The organism is Pseudoalteromonas sp. J2K-J979 (assembly GCF_058169715.2).
On sequence record NZ_CM200281.1, the window covers coordinates 1687818 to 1702235 of the forward strand.

8 protein-coding genes are annotated in these 14418 nt (G+C 39.6%); all 8 read left to right on the forward strand.

From position 1 onward, the window contains the following. The first annotated feature begins 43 nt into the window (after positions 1-43). The 8 genes from AC3KVK_RS07785 (at position 44) to uup (ending at position 14415) form a co-directional block, all read left to right on the forward strand. Complete coding sequence (locus AC3KVK_RS07785; protein WP_490312402.1) at positions 44-1039, forward strand: WD40/YVTN/BNR-like repeat-containing protein; 996 nt, start codon at positions 44-46, stop codon at positions 1037-1039. Next, positions 1040-3349 (forward strand): efflux RND transporter permease subunit, encoded by a 2310-nt coding sequence (locus AC3KVK_RS07790; protein ID WP_490312403.1) that lies wholly within the window; start codon positions 1040-1042, stop codon positions 3347-3349. Between the two features lie 211 nt (positions 3350-3560). Further along, on the forward strand, positions 3561-8396 hold the full coding sequence (locus tag AC3KVK_RS07795) for an NAD-glutamate dehydrogenase (protein WP_490312404.1): 4836 nt from the start codon (positions 3561-3563) through the stop codon (positions 8394-8396). A 65-nt stretch (positions 8397-8461) separates the two neighbouring features. Then, on the forward strand, positions 8462-9472 hold the full coding sequence (gene pyrD, locus AC3KVK_RS07800; protein ID WP_490312405.1) for a quinone-dependent dihydroorotate dehydrogenase: 1011 nt from the start codon (positions 8462-8464) through the stop codon (positions 9470-9472). Positions 9473-9583: 111 nt separating this feature from the next. Continuing rightward, positions 9584-10114, forward strand: coding sequence for a cell division protein ZapC domain-containing protein (locus AC3KVK_RS07805; RefSeq protein WP_490312406.1), 531 nt, complete (start codon positions 9584-9586; stop codon positions 10112-10114). A gap of 66 nt (positions 10115-10180) precedes the next feature. Beyond that, on the forward strand, positions 10181-12292 hold the full coding sequence (gene rlmKL / locus AC3KVK_RS07810; RefSeq protein ID WP_490312449.1) for a bifunctional 23S rRNA (guanine(2069)-N(7))-methyltransferase RlmK/23S rRNA (guanine(2445)-N(2))-methyltransferase RlmL: 2112 nt from the start codon (positions 10181-10183) through the stop codon (positions 12290-12292). Continuing rightward, positions 12285-12515: a glutaredoxin family protein gene (locus AC3KVK_RS07815; RefSeq protein WP_490312407.1), complete on the forward strand. Its 231-nt coding sequence runs from the start codon at positions 12285-12287 to the stop codon at positions 12513-12515. Before rlmKL ends, AC3KVK_RS07815 begins: the two co-directional genes overlap by 8 nt. Before the next feature lies 1 nt (position 12516). Next, the gene (gene uup / locus AC3KVK_RS07820) at positions 12517-14415 is read left to right on the forward strand and encodes an ATP-binding cassette ATPase Uup (protein WP_490312408.1); all 1899 of its coding nucleotides are present in this window, start codon (positions 12517-12519) and stop codon (positions 14413-14415) included. Positions 14416-14418 lie beyond the last annotated feature (3 nt).

The window sequence follows — 14418 nt, forward strand, 5'->3', positions numbered from 1 at the left end:
TCTACGGCCCTACGGGGCCGTTTTTTTTGGATAAGTATTAATTATGAAGTTACTGTTGTGCACGCTCTTTTTATTGGGCTCCATTTCTTCGCTAGCCGCCACGATGCACCCACAGCCTGCTATTATGGCAAACAAAGCCAGTAAGACTTTATTAACAGATATCGTCAATCATGGTAATGGACTGGTCGCAGTGGGTAAATACGGCAATATTTTAACAAGTAACAATGCGTTAGATTGGCAGCAAGCTCAAGTTCCGGTTAATGTATTATTGACCTCTGTTTTTTTTATTAATGAACGATTAGGCTGGGCAACAGGGCATGACGCCACGATTGTAAACACCCAAGATGGTGGCCAAACATGGCAGCTTCAAAATTATCAACCCGAAGTGGATAAGCCATTGCTCGATGTCATATTTTTTGATGAGGAAAATGGTATTGCAATTGGCGCATATGGGCTCTTTTATCGCACAAATAATGCGGGTAAAAGCTGGGAGGCCGAATTTCAATCTACGTTACTTTTTGATGAAGATGTCGAGTTTTTAGAAGAATTAAAGCAAAGCGACCACGATGCCTACCTAAATGAAATCAAAGCTATCCTCCCTCATCTTAATCAAGTGACTTTTCACCAAGGGAAATTGTTAATGGTGGGTGAGTTGGGACTCATTGCAACAAGCGATGATCTCGGTAAATCTTGGCAACGTTTAGAGGAAATTTATCCAGGTTCGTTTTTTGACATTAAAGTGTTGAATAATGGTCATTGGCTTATTGGTGGATTACGAGGTAATGTTTTTTTAAGCGAAGATGAAGGTCAAACTTGGCAGCCTATCAATACACATAGCCAATCTACAATAAATCAAATATTAGTGACTGAAAGTGGGGCGTTATTGAGCTCGAATAATGGTGTTTACCTCAATTATAAAAATAAAACTGTCATTAAAAAACAACATGCAGATGGCAAAGCGCTCCTATCAGCAGTAAAACACAATCATACGATTGTTTTTGCAAGTGAAGTGGGTATCCAAGTTCAGGAGTCGAAGTAAATGGAAACGTTTTTAACCCGAATAGAAGCTTTGGTTTTTCGCCACCGTTTAGCGGTTTTATTGCTTTTCATTATTACAACATGCTACTTAGTGTTTCAAGCAAGCCAAATTAAGCTAGATGCCTCATTTAATAAAAATATTCCGCTAAACCATGAGTATATGAAAGTCTACACCAAGCATGAAAAACAGTTTGGTGGTGCAAATAGTATCTTAATATCTGTGTGTGACGCACGAGGTGATATTTTTAACCCTGAGTTTTTTACTCAATTAAAATCAGTTCATGATCAACTCTATTTTATTCCCGGTGTTAATCGCCCTTTGGTGCAATCTATTTTTGCTCCGAGCGCACGTTTTGTTGAGGTAGTTGAAGATGGGTTTGCCGGAGGCCCTATCATTCCGGCAAATTTTCAGCCAGACCAAAACGGTTTAGCCAAAGTAAAAGAGAATATTGAAAAAGCTAATATTGTTGGACGCATGGTAGCCAGTGATTATTCATGTGCCATGGTGTCAACACAGCTAATGGAAGTTGATCCGACTACTCAAGAGAAGCTCGATACTTTAGCTCTAGCGTCAAAACTGGAGTCAGAGATCCGAGAACAATTTTCGACAGAAAATGTGTCTATTCATATTATTGGCTTTGCGAAAATGGCAGGGGATATTGCTGATGGGGCAAAAGGGGTCGTACTCTTTTTCTTAATAGCCATAGCGTTTACTTTTGTGATGGTCTGGATTTTCTGTAAGAGCCTGACTTTAACTATTCTGCCGGTAGCATGTTCGCTTATCGCAGTGATTTGGCAACTTGGCTTACTGTCCCAATTAGGTTTTGGTCTTGATCCTATGTCGATTCTCGTACCATTTTTAGTTTTTGCTATTGGTGTGAGTCATGGCGTCCAAATGATCAATGCCATTAGCAAAAAAGTCAACGAAGGTTATTCGAGTAAAATAGCTGCAGAATCAAGCTTTAGGAGTTTGTTGATTCCAGGTGGTATAGCCTTATTGTCAGACACGGTCGGATTTTTAACACTTTTATCTATTGATATCGGTATCATCAGAGAACTCGCTATCACAGCAAGCTTAGGTGTTGCGGTGATTATTTTTACTAACTTATTATTACTACCTGTATTGGCCTCTTTCTTAAGTGACCGTCAAATTGCATCCGGTCAACCGCAGAAGGATTCATTTGCGGGCTTGAGAGATATCCTCGTTAAAGCAACAGATAAAAATGTTGCTAGGGTTATTATACTTATTAGTGCGATTTTATTTGGTTTAGGTTTTTGGCAAGCGCAAAATATGCGAATTGGTGATTTGCATGCGGGTGCACCATCTTTGCATCAAGATGCACGCTATAATCAAGATACTTTCTTAATTACTGACAGATACAGCATTTCCGTTGATATTTTAAAAGTCATTGTTGAAGCCCCACCAGAGGCATGTACCTTCCATGATATGATGAGTCGCATTGATCGATTTCAATGGAAAATGGAAAATATCCAAGGTGTGCAGTCAATTATTTCTTTAAACTCAGTTTCACAAGCGGTGAATGCTGGGTACAACGAAGGTAATTTAAAGTGGCAGTCACTGCCTCGTAATACAGCCTCTTTAGTGCAAGCTACGTCAAGAGTTGAGACGAGTACAGGTCTACTAGATGGTAATTGTAGTGTGATGCCATTAATTATCTTTATGGAAGATCACAAAGCTGAAACTATTGAGCGTGTTATTTCTGCTGTTAAACAGTTTGCTAAGGAAGCAGAAACAGAGGAACTGCAATTTCGATTAGCGTCTGGACCAGTTGGAGTCATGGCTGCAACGAACGAGTCGGTTTCTCAGGCCCAATTGCCGATGATGATTTATGTTTATGGCGCTGTAATTATTCTATGCTTATTGAGTTTTCGATCTTTACGGGCAACCATCGCAGTTGTTTTACCGCTTTATATCGTTTCTACGTTAGCCCAAGCATTGATGGTTTATTTAGAAATAGGTTTAACCGTATCTACACTACCAGTCATAGCCTTAGGAGTGGGAATAGGCGTGGATTATGGCATCTATATTTTATCTTCGATGAGCCAGCAATTGCGTGATGGAATGCCATTAAGTGAAGCATATCGCAATGCCTTAATTGAACGCGGTAGTGCCGTACTCTTTACTGGGATCACACTTGCAGTGGGAGTGAGTACCTGGGCATTCTCAGCATTAAAGTTTCAAGTCGATATGGGGATTTTGCTTACCTTCATGTTTTTAGTGAATATGTTAGGTGCAATCTTGTTGTTGCCAGCTCTTGGTACCCTGTTATGGCGTGATTCAAAAAAATAATTGTGAATAATTGTGTTTAGAAATAGCCAAAAAGGGCCATTTCTATCTATATTTTGTGAATAGTTGGCCAACTGTTTGAAATTTTAAGTCATTGGCCGAAAAAAACTATTTATATCAGTCGTAAAAGAGTTAGAATTCGTGGTGACTCCACGCTAATTAAATGGCTGTACAATAGCTACCGTTCATAGGTGGTATAGATAAGGAACACATAATGACACGAAACGAAGGTCACACCTCAGTACTGTTGGATAATGTATGTAAATTAATCCAAAAGAAAGTGCATGCTCCCAATGTGTCACTCGTAGAAAGTTTTGCCAAAACCTTGTACAGCAATATGTCGAAAGAGGATTTGGCAAGCCGCAACGATAGTGATTTATATGGTGCAGCATTAAGTTTATGGAACTCCCTTGAAGGGCATACATCAGATGACGTACTGATCCGCGTTTTTAACCCTGAACTTGCAAAAAACGGTTGGCAATCTTCTCACACAATCGTTGAAATCATCGCTAAAGATATGCCTTTTTTAGTGGATTCAGTGCGCATGGCGCTGATCAGAGAAAATATCGCTTCTCACCTCTTACTTCATTGTCCACTGAAAATTCAGCGCGATGATGATCAAAAGATTTCAGGTGTATCTTCTTTAAAAGAAGAGTCAAATTCAGCCTCTACTAAAACAGTTTTCTTTATTGAAATTGATCGCCAAACAGACAAAAGAGCCATTGAGTCTATTACTCAAGAGTTACAGTCAGTCTTGTTAGATGTTTCTGTAGCAGTTGAAGATTGGCATGCAATTAAAGATAAACTTGTTGAAGTAACTAAAGATATTCCAAACAGAAAAAGTAAAGATAACGTCGCAGAAATCAACGAAACGGTTGAATTTTTAGATTGGTTGGCCCGCGATAATTTTACCTTTATGGGTTACCGTCAATATGATTTATCACCTATTCAAGGCGATTATCAACTTAAAGGCGTAACAGGCTCAAGCTTAGGCATGATGAAGAACTCGATGGAAGATAAAATCCGTCTGATGTCTGATATGCCTGAAATAGCCCGTAAAGAAGCGCATAGCGATAACTTATTGATCTTAACAAAAACGAATTCTATTTCTCGAGTGCATAGACCTGCTTATATCGATTATATTGGCATTAAACGTTTTGATAAAAAAGGCAATGTCATCGGTGAAGACCGCTTTATCGGTTTATTTTCGTCTAATTTCTATAATAACAGCGCAGGTGACGTGCCAGTATTGAAGAGTAAAATCAACCGTATCATGGATATGTCTGATTTTGCCAAAGGAACGCATGCTTATAAAGCCGTTCTGAATATCTTAGAAACCTACCCACGTGATGAGTTATTACAAGCAAAAGAAGCTGAATTACTTGATGTTGCTATGGGCGTGTTACAAGTGCAAGAGCGTGATATGTGCCGTATTTTTGTCCGCAAAGACATGTATGGACGTTTCTTATCTTGTATGGTGTATGTACCAAGAGAGCGATATAACACAGCACTTAGACGTGAAACTCAGGAAATTTTAGCTAATGCGTTTAATACATCGCAAAAAGTCGAATTTACCACTTTCTTTTCTGAATCCATTTTAGCCCGGACTCATTACACAGTGAGACTGGACGACAACAATATTGAATACAACGTGAAAGACATCGAACGCAATTTAATTGAAGCAGCCCGTACGTGGGAAGATAAATTACAATCAACATTATTAGAACTTGCGGGTGAATCACGCGGTAAAGAGTTAAATAGAAAATATGCGAATGCTTTTTCGAGCTCTTATAAAGAACAAGTTCTGCCAAGTGCAGCGGTAGTGGACATTGAAAAATTAGAATCTTTAGCAGACGATAATAAACTCGAAATGTTATTTTACCGTCCACAAGAAGAATCAGATAAAAGTATGGTTCGTTTAAGTCTCTTCCATAAAGACGTGCCGATTCACTTATCTGATGTGATGCCAATGCTTGAAAACTTTGGCTTACGTGTTATCGGTGAGACTCCTTATGCGGTTAAAACAACAGATGGACAAGTCAATTGGGTGATGGATTTCACCATGTTACTGACCAAAAATGTCTCTGATTTTGATAAAAGCTCAGTCCGTTTTCAAAAAGCACTGTCAAACGTTTGGCATAACCGTTTAGAGAACGATGGCTTTAACCGGTTGGTTTTAGCGTCAGGACTAACTGGCCGTGAAGCATCTATCTTGCGTGCTTATGCTAAATATATGCGCCAAATTGGTGTGACCTTTTCTCAATCATATATAGAAAGCACTTTTGAGCATTATCCAAATATTGCTATTCAATTAGTTAAATTGTTTAACAAGAAGTTCTCGCCGAAAACTAAATTCTCAGAAAAAGCGGTTGATAAACTGACTAACGAGATCTACGCCGAATTAGATAATGTAAGCAATCTAGATGATGACCGAATTATTCGTAGTTATATCGATTTAATAACGGCAACAATTCGTACCAACTATTACCAACTTGATTCTTTGGGTAATAATAAGTCGTATATTTCATTCAAGGTTAAGCCAAAACTTATTCCTGATATGCCTTTACCACTGCCAGCCTTCGAAATTTTTGTGTATTCACCAAGAGTTGAGGGTGTCCATCTACGTGGTGGTAAAGTCGCACGTGGTGGATTACGTTGGTCTGATCGTCGTGAGGATTTCCGTACGGAAGTTCTGGGTCTTGTGAAAGCGCAACAAGTTAAGAATACAGTGATTGTCCCTGTTGGCTCTAAAGGTGGATTTGTCTGTAAACAAGCACCTAGTCCAAGCGATCGTGACGCATTTTTTAAAGAAGGCCAAGAGTGTTATAAGATTTTCATTCGTGGATTACTCGATATTACAGATAATATTGACCGTGGTGAAATCGTCCCACCGGTTAATGTGGTGCGTCATGATGAAGATGATCCGTATCTTGTTGTTGCAGCTGACAAAGGAACCGCCACTTTTTCTGATATTGCCAATGGTATATCCGAAGAATATGGTTTTTGGTTAGGTGATGCGTTTGCGTCGGGTGGTTCAGTAGGTTATGACCATAAGAAAATGGGTATCACAGCGAAAGGTGGCTGGGAATCTGTTAAACGCCATTTCCGTGAGATGGGAATCGATTGTCAAACCACAGATTTCACATGTGTTGCAATTGGTGATATGGCTGGGGATGTATTCGGTAACGGTATGCTGTTATCTAAACACACTCGCTTGCAAGTCGCTTTTAATCATATGCACATTTTTATCGACCCAACTCCTGATGCTGCACGTTCATATACTGAGCGTCAACGTTTGTTTGATTTACCTCGTTCAAGTTGGGAAGATTACGATGCATCACTCATTTCGCAAGGTGGTGGAATCTTTAACCGTTCGGCAAAATCGATTACTTTAACGCCAGAAATTAAGAAAATGCTCGGCACCAAAAAAGTTGCCATGGCACCCAATGAATTAATTAGAGCAGTCTTGATGATGCCAGTTGATTTGATTTGGAATGGCGGGATTGGTACGTATGTAAAAGCGAAGCATGAAACAGATGTCGGCGACCGAGCAAATGATTCGTTACGTGTTAATGGTTCAGAACTGAATGCTAAAATCTTTGGTGAAGGTGGTAACTTAGGTTGTACGCAGTTAGGCAGAATAGAATTTGCAACAAAAGGCGGGCGCATTAATACTGACTTTATCGATAATGTGGGTGGTGTTGCGTGTTCTGATAACGAAGTAAACATTAAAATTTTGCTTAACAGCTTAGTTGCCCAAGGTGATATGACGAAAAAGCAACGTGATGAATTGCTTTATTCAATGACTGATGAAGTCTCTCGTTTAGTGCTTCGTGATTGTTATCGTCAAACGCACACTATTTCAGTAACGCAACTAAAAGGTGCCTCTACATTAAAAGAGCAAATTCGTTTTATTCATGCGCTTGAGAAAGAAGGTAAATTAGACCGTGCAATTGAGTTTTTACCGACAGACGAAGAGTTAGCTGATCGCCTTGCTGCGGGTAAAGGATTGACTAGACCTGAACTTTCAGTTCTTGTTTCCTATGCCAAAATGGTCCTTAAGGAATGGCTTGTTACTCCAGAAATTACGGATAATCCATATTATCGTCAGTTATTAGTAAATGCTTTCCCTGTACCACTGCGTGAAAAGTTCAATGCAGCGATGGATAATCACCCATTACGCTCTGAAATTATTGCTACAAAACTTGCTAATAACATCATCAACGACATGGGATTAAATTTTGTCATCAGAATGATGGAAGAAACCGGAGCTCCGGCTTCGGAAGTCGTTATTTGCTACTCGATGGCCAGTGCCGTGTTTGAAATGTCAAAAACATGGTCTGAAATTGAAGCTCTTGATAATAAGATCCCTGCGATTGTTCAGACAGAAATGCTATACCAATTACGCCGCACAGTTCGTCGTGCGACTCGTTGGTTCTTACGTCACCGTAACAAAGCATTTTCAATTGAGCATAAACTCGAGTTTTATGGTCCTGCTTTTGCTGACTTAAATGAAAACCTAACTTCATATATGGTTCATGAAGAGTCAGCCAAGCTAAGTACAGAAGCAAAAGCTTTAGAACAAGAGGGCGTACCAGCTTCACTTGCTAAGCGAATTGCTCAGTTATCTAGCCTATTCTCGGTTATGGATTTGGCGCAAGTTGCTAAACAATCAAGCCGTCCAATTTCAGTCACGGCTGATACTTACTTTAAGCTTGGTGCACGTATGGGGTTACATTGGTTCTTAGATCAAATTACTTTACAACCCGTGGCCAACCATTGGCAAGCGCTTGCTCGTGCTTCTTATCGTGAGGAACTGGACTGGCAACAACGTTCTTTGGCTGCAGTTGTAATGAACAGCTGTGATAAAGAAGTTTGTGATGTTGACGGTATCATTGACTCGTGGATGAAAGAAAACGAAATCTTGTTAAGTCGTTGGCAAATGATGTTAGCTGAGTTCAAAACAACAAAAGTTCATGACTTTGCTAAGTTTTCGGTGGCATTGCGTGAATTAATGTTGCTCAGCCATAACTGCGATACTTCCAAATAATTTAAAACGCTATAAAATACCCCGGTCTAACCGGGGTTTTTTTTATTTTTAGTTAAGGGGTTTACATGTTTTATGATTTGGCTCGTCGTTTTATGTTTTCTTGTGATGCGGAATGGTCACACAACTTTGCATTAAATAATTTGAAGCGATTTGCACATAGCCCAATGAATGCCCTATGGTCACAACAGCTTGCTAACAAGCCTGTTGATTTTCTAGGCTTGGAATTTAAAAACCCTGTTGGTTTGGCTGCTGGTTTAGATAAAAATGCAGAATGCATTGATGCATTCTCTCAAATGGGTTTTGGTTTTATTGAAGTTGGCACTGTCACTCCCCGGCCACAAGTAGGTAATGACAAACCTCGTATTTTTCGTCTTCCTCAGTCTCATGCCATAATCAACCGGATGGGTTTTAATAATAAAGGCGTTGACTATTTAATCGAAAACGTGAAAGCCGCTCAATATAAAGGGATCTTGGGGATCAATATCGGCAAGAATAAAGATACACCAAATGAACAAGGTAAAGATGATTACATTCATTGTATGAGAAAAGTGTTTACTCATGCGTCATACATTACAGTGAATATTTCATCGCCAAACACTCCAGGCCTCAGGGATTTACAGTATGGAGAAGCGCTTGATGATTTGTTGTCTAGTTTAAAAAATGAACAGCTAAATCTATCTTCGCATCATAATAAACACGTACCAATGTTAGTTAAAATTGCGCCGGATCTTGATGAAATTCAAATCGCTCAAGTTGCTGATTCATTGGTTAAAAATCACATTGATGGGGTGATTGCAACCAACACTACGCTCGAAAGAGCGGCAGTGGAAGGACAGCAATATGCAGATGAAATGGGAGGACTATCTGGCCGCCCCGTACGTGAAAAATCCACACATGTTGTCAAAGAACTTAAACGTTTAACGGGTAATGCTTTACCAATTATTGGTGTTGGGGGGATTGATAGTGCCCAGTCAGCTCAAGAAAAACTGTCGGCAGGAGCTGATCTTATTCAAGTTTATACTGGCTTTATTTATCAAGGCCCTCCTTTGATCAAGTCGATCGTCAATAGCATATAAGGATCAGTTATTTAAAAGAATGATCCTTTTCTAATTATTCTAAAAAAATAGCTTAACTTCTGGCGTAGAGCCCCTATAATCCCTGTGATCTTGATAATCACGGGGATTTGTATGTTACAAGCGTCAGCACAATGGAATTGGTATGCTTGTTCTGAGAATAAAACACTCAGGCTCGATATGGGACCTGATATGGTTTTTTGTACCCCTTTTAGGTCGCGTCAATTAACCGATCTCGCTTTTGATAACCCTCATTTTAACTTACGTGATGCTGAATTTTATCAGCAGGTCACTCATTATTTGACAAACTTAGCTTGTTGGACTGGATCTGAAGTCTGCCAAATAGCGCTCAATGCTACGGCTGCTAAATTTTACTTAAAGCCTGTTTTGGCTAAAAGTTGGTTTTTCGAGCAATACACAGGCAGTCAACCTAGTACAGAAGCGATTGTGATATTAAATTCATTGACAGACACTGGGCAGTTTTTGATTGTTGATCACAGTGAGCATGCTTCGTTATGTTTATGCTTAGAAAATTTATTTTCGTTAGATGAGAACCTATCTTTAAAACAGTTTGAAGTCATCCGCGTTTTAAATGATCGTATCCACCCAATAAATATCGATTATTCTCAACAAAAACGCGCTTAGACATAGGCTAATTATTCGATTGTCTATGTTATACTCTGCATCAATTACGTATACAGGGTTATGACATTGCAATTTATCGCACTTACTTCGATTGGTATCGAACAACTTCTCTCAGATGAACTCAATCAATTTGGCGCCAAAATACTCAAATTAACAGTTGGTTCTGTCACTTTTGATACAGATACACTTACAGCTCAAAAAATTTGTTTGTTAACACGTTTTGCAACCCGTGTGATGATGCTGATTGATTCGAAAGAGGCGATAAAAGACAAAGAGTCCCTTTATAATTTTGTACGATTTCAAGCTTGGCAAGAGTACTTTGGGCCGAATCAAACATTTTTAGTTGATTTCTCAGGCACTAATGACGAGCTGAAGAATACGCAGTTTTCAGGTCTTGTCATTAAAGATGCCGTGGTAGATTATTTCCAAGATTTATATGAGCAGCGCCCAAATGTTGATAAACAAGATCCATCGGTCAGGATTATTGGCCGTCTTCATCGTGAAACGGTGAATTTATATATTGATTATTCGGGTCCATCACTATCACAGCGTGGTTACCGTTCGGCACAAGGTAAAGCCCCGATCAAAGAGCATTTAGCGGCGGCACTGATTAAACGAAGTGGTTGGTTGAATGATATTTCGCAACCTTTGTACGACCCATGTTGTGGATCTGGCACGTTACTGATTGAAGCTGCGAGTATGGCGCGGAATGAGGCGCCAGGTTTACATAAAACTTTCGCATTTGAACGTTTGCCAAGTTTTCGAGAAGTGAAATATCTCGAGGTTAAAGAGCAAGTTTTACAACAGGCAACAGCACCTAATTTATATCTAATCGGCCACGATCTAGACCGCCATGTCATCGGTAAAGCCAAAGAGAATAGCCGAAAAGCAGGCCTTGCCAACATTATTACATTTAATTTAGGGGATGCTGCCAGCCTGAAGCCTGTTGCAAAACGTGCCGGTGTTGTGATTTCAAACCTCCCATATGGTGAACGTTTAGGTGGGACAGCAGAATTAATTAGTTTGTATCGTCATTTAGGGCAAGGTCTGAAAAAACATTTTGCCGACTGGCATGTCTCAATGCTGAGTTCGGATGAGAGTTTATTAAAATTACTTAAATTAGTTCGCCACAAGCAATATAAATTTAAAAATGGTCCAATAGATTGTGTACTGAACAATTATATTTTAAATGAAAAACAGGTACAGCAATCTGATCAGCAAACAGGCCTCAATTATCCTGCGTCAGAAGCCTACGGCAACCGCATTAAGAAAAATAAAAATGGTCTTAAGAAGTGGCTTAAAAAAGAATCGATTGAAGCATATCGACTCTATGACGCTGATATCCCTGAATACAACGTTGCGGTAGATGTTTACTTGGATCAAGTCGTTATTTATGAATATGCGGCGCCAAAAGAAATTAATGAAGACGTTGCGCATAAACGTTTACAGGATGTCATCTATTTAACGGGGATGCAGCTTGATATACAACCGGATAAAGTGATTGTAAAACAGCGCCGTAAACAAAAAGGTGATGCGCAATATACCAGTTTTGCAAAACGAAATGAGTCACTCGTTGTGACTGAGTTTGGTGCGAAATTTAAAGTAAATTTACATGATTACCTCGATACAGGATTGTTTCTGGATCACCGATTAGCTCGACGTTTTATCCAAGAAAACAGTCAAGACAAACGCTTTTTAAATTTATTTGCGTATACGGGGTCGGCTTCGGTTCATGCCGCTATCGGTGGGGCTAAGTCGATTACAACAGTCGACATGTCAAAAACATACCTTGATTGGGCGCAAGAGAACTTTGTGTTAAATAACCTTAAAAATAGCCGCTTTCGTTTTGAAAAAGCGGATTGTTTGAAATGGCTTGAACATGCCCAAGGCCAGTATGACCTAATTTTCCTAGATCCCCCGACATTTTCAAACTCAAAACGCATGGAAGATGCGTTTGATGTGCAGCGAGATCATATAAAGTTATTCACTTGGGTTAAAAATATTTTAAGTTCGGATGGGACTCTGTTATTTTCGAACAACAAGCGAGGCTTTAAAATTGATCAAGATGCATTGACATCACTTGGACTTAAAGCAGTAAATATCACGGATAAAACGCTATCGCCTGATTTTAATCGCAATAAAAATATACACAATGCGTGGTTAATTACCTATGCCTAACGTGGTGTTGTATCACACCGAAGGGTGTCATTTATGTGAACAAGCGCATGAGTTAATACAAGCGGTTTTGAAACCCGGGATGTTTGAATTAATTGATATTCTCGACTCGGAGCTATTAATGACCCAATACCAAACAAGTATTCCGGTGCTGGTTAATTTACAAACTGATGTCAAACTATTCTGGCCTTTTGACCTTACAGATATTCAAGAAGTACTGAAATAACATGGATTTAATTAGAATTACCGGGGCAAAATTAGCCTTTGGAACACACCCGTTATTAGATAATGCAGATGCATTAATTGAAACCAATGAACGAGTCTGTATTGTCGGGCGTAATGGAGCTGGGAAGTCGACTTTTTTAAAAGTACTTGATAAACAAGTTCAACTTGATGAAGGGGATATCAACCAGCTAACGGGGTTGAAAATATCCCGTTTAGAGCAAGATCCGCCAAAAGGGGCGTCAGGCAGTGTGTTTGATTATGTTGCTGCGGGTTTACCCAATGTTGCTCAACTCTTGATTGATTATCACCAGTTAAGTACTCAGCTACAAACCGACAGCAGTGATAAATTACTTAACCGACTAGAGCGCTTAACTGCAGAACTCGAAACCCATGATGGTTGGCGTTTTGAAACCCAGATTAATTTAATTCTAACAAAGCTGCAGCTTACTCCAGATACTCGCTTAGAGTCTTTATCGGGTGGGTGGTTGCGTAAAGTCGCCCTCGCTAGAGCACTCGTCAGTGAGCCGGATCTATTACTACTTGATGAACCGACTAACCACCTCGATATGGCAAGTATTTTATGGCTTGAACAGTTTTTAAAAGAATATAAAGGTTCGATCATCTTTATTTCCCATGATCGTGCGTTTATTCGTTCTATGGCGACGCGGATCATTGATTTAGATCGAGGCAAGTTAGTTTCTTACCCTGGCAATTATGAGTTGTATTTAGAGCAAAAAGCTCACGCACTTAAAGTTGAAGAAACGCAAAATGCTTTGTTCGATAAACGTCTCGCTGAAGAAGAAACTTGGATCCGCCAAGGGATCAAAGCCCGTCGAACCCGCAACGAAGGGCGAGTACGAGCATTGAAAGATTTACGTAATGAGCGTAAGCAACGTATCGAAAAAGTAGGTAAAGCTGACTTCAACATCGAAGTCGCACAGCGTTCTGGTAAGTTAGTGTTTGAATCGGATAACTTATGCCATCAGTATGGTGATAAAGTTACCGTTAAAAACTTTTCGACTTTGGCCATCAGAGGCGATCGTATTGGGTTAGTGGGCCCAAATGGTATTGGTAAAACAACGTTATTGAAACTTCTATTTGGGCAAGTTGAGCCGACCTCAGGTACGGTTAAACAAGGTGTAAACCTAGAAGTGGCTTATTTTGATCAATACCGAGCTTTACTCGATGAAGAAGCGACAGTGCAAGATAATGTCGCTGAAGGCAAGCAAGAGGTGTTAATTGGTGGACGTCATCGCCATGTACTTGGTTACTTACAAGACTTTTTATTTCCGCCTGCTCGCGCACGTTCCCCTGTAAAAGCGTTGTCAGGAGGTGAGAAAAATCGCCTTCTATTAGCAAAACTATTTTTAAAACCTTCAAATATTTTGGTCTTGGATGAACCAACCAATGATCTTGATGTCGAAACCCTTGAATTACTTGAAGAGATTCTAGGTCAATATCAGGGCACTGTGTTAGTTGTGAGTCATGACCGTGAATTTATTGATAATACCTGCAGTAGTGTTTGGGGGTTTAAAGGAAACGGTGAAATAATTGAAATCGTCGGTGGTTATTCTGACTATGTAGCTTATTTGCAACAGCAATCGGCTAAACAGATTGAGGAAGTTGTTAAACAGAGTCAAAAGCCTCAAGCCAAACCCGTTGAGAAAAAAAGTAACAAATTATCTTACAAGCTTAAATTAGAACTTGAACAATTACCGGCTTTGTTAGAATCATTGGAAAACCAAATTACAGAATTACAGGAAGTGGTAAACGGTGCTGATTTCTTTAAACAGAGCAGTGAATTTACCCAATCAACATTGAACCAACTATCTCAAGCTGAGTCGAAGCTCGAAGCTGCGTTTGAGCGCTGGGAAGAATTAGAAGAACTACAAAATAAGTAGTAG

Coding starts and splice junctions, on each gene's coding strand:
- AC3KVK_RS07815 (WP_490312407.1), top strand. CDS start 12,285: ATGCCTAACGTGGTGTTGTATCACACCGAAGGGTGTCATTTATGTGAA.
- AC3KVK_RS07785 (WP_490312402.1), top strand. CDS start 44: ATGAAGTTACTGTTGTGCACGCTCTTTTTATTGGGCTCCATTTCTTCG.
- uup (WP_490312408.1), top strand. CDS start 12,517: ATGGATTTAATTAGAATTACCGGGGCAAAATTAGCCTTTGGAACACAC.
- AC3KVK_RS07805 (WP_490312406.1), top strand. CDS start 9,584: ATGTTACAAGCGTCAGCACAATGGAATTGGTATGCTTGTTCTGAGAAT.
- pyrD (WP_490312405.1), top strand. CDS start 8,462: ATGTTTTATGATTTGGCTCGTCGTTTTATGTTTTCTTGTGATGCGGAA.
- AC3KVK_RS07795 (WP_490312404.1), top strand. CDS start 3,561: ATGACACGAAACGAAGGTCACACCTCAGTACTGTTGGATAATGTATGT.
- AC3KVK_RS07790 (WP_490312403.1), top strand. CDS start 1,040: ATGGAAACGTTTTTAACCCGAATAGAAGCTTTGGTTTTTCGCCACCGT.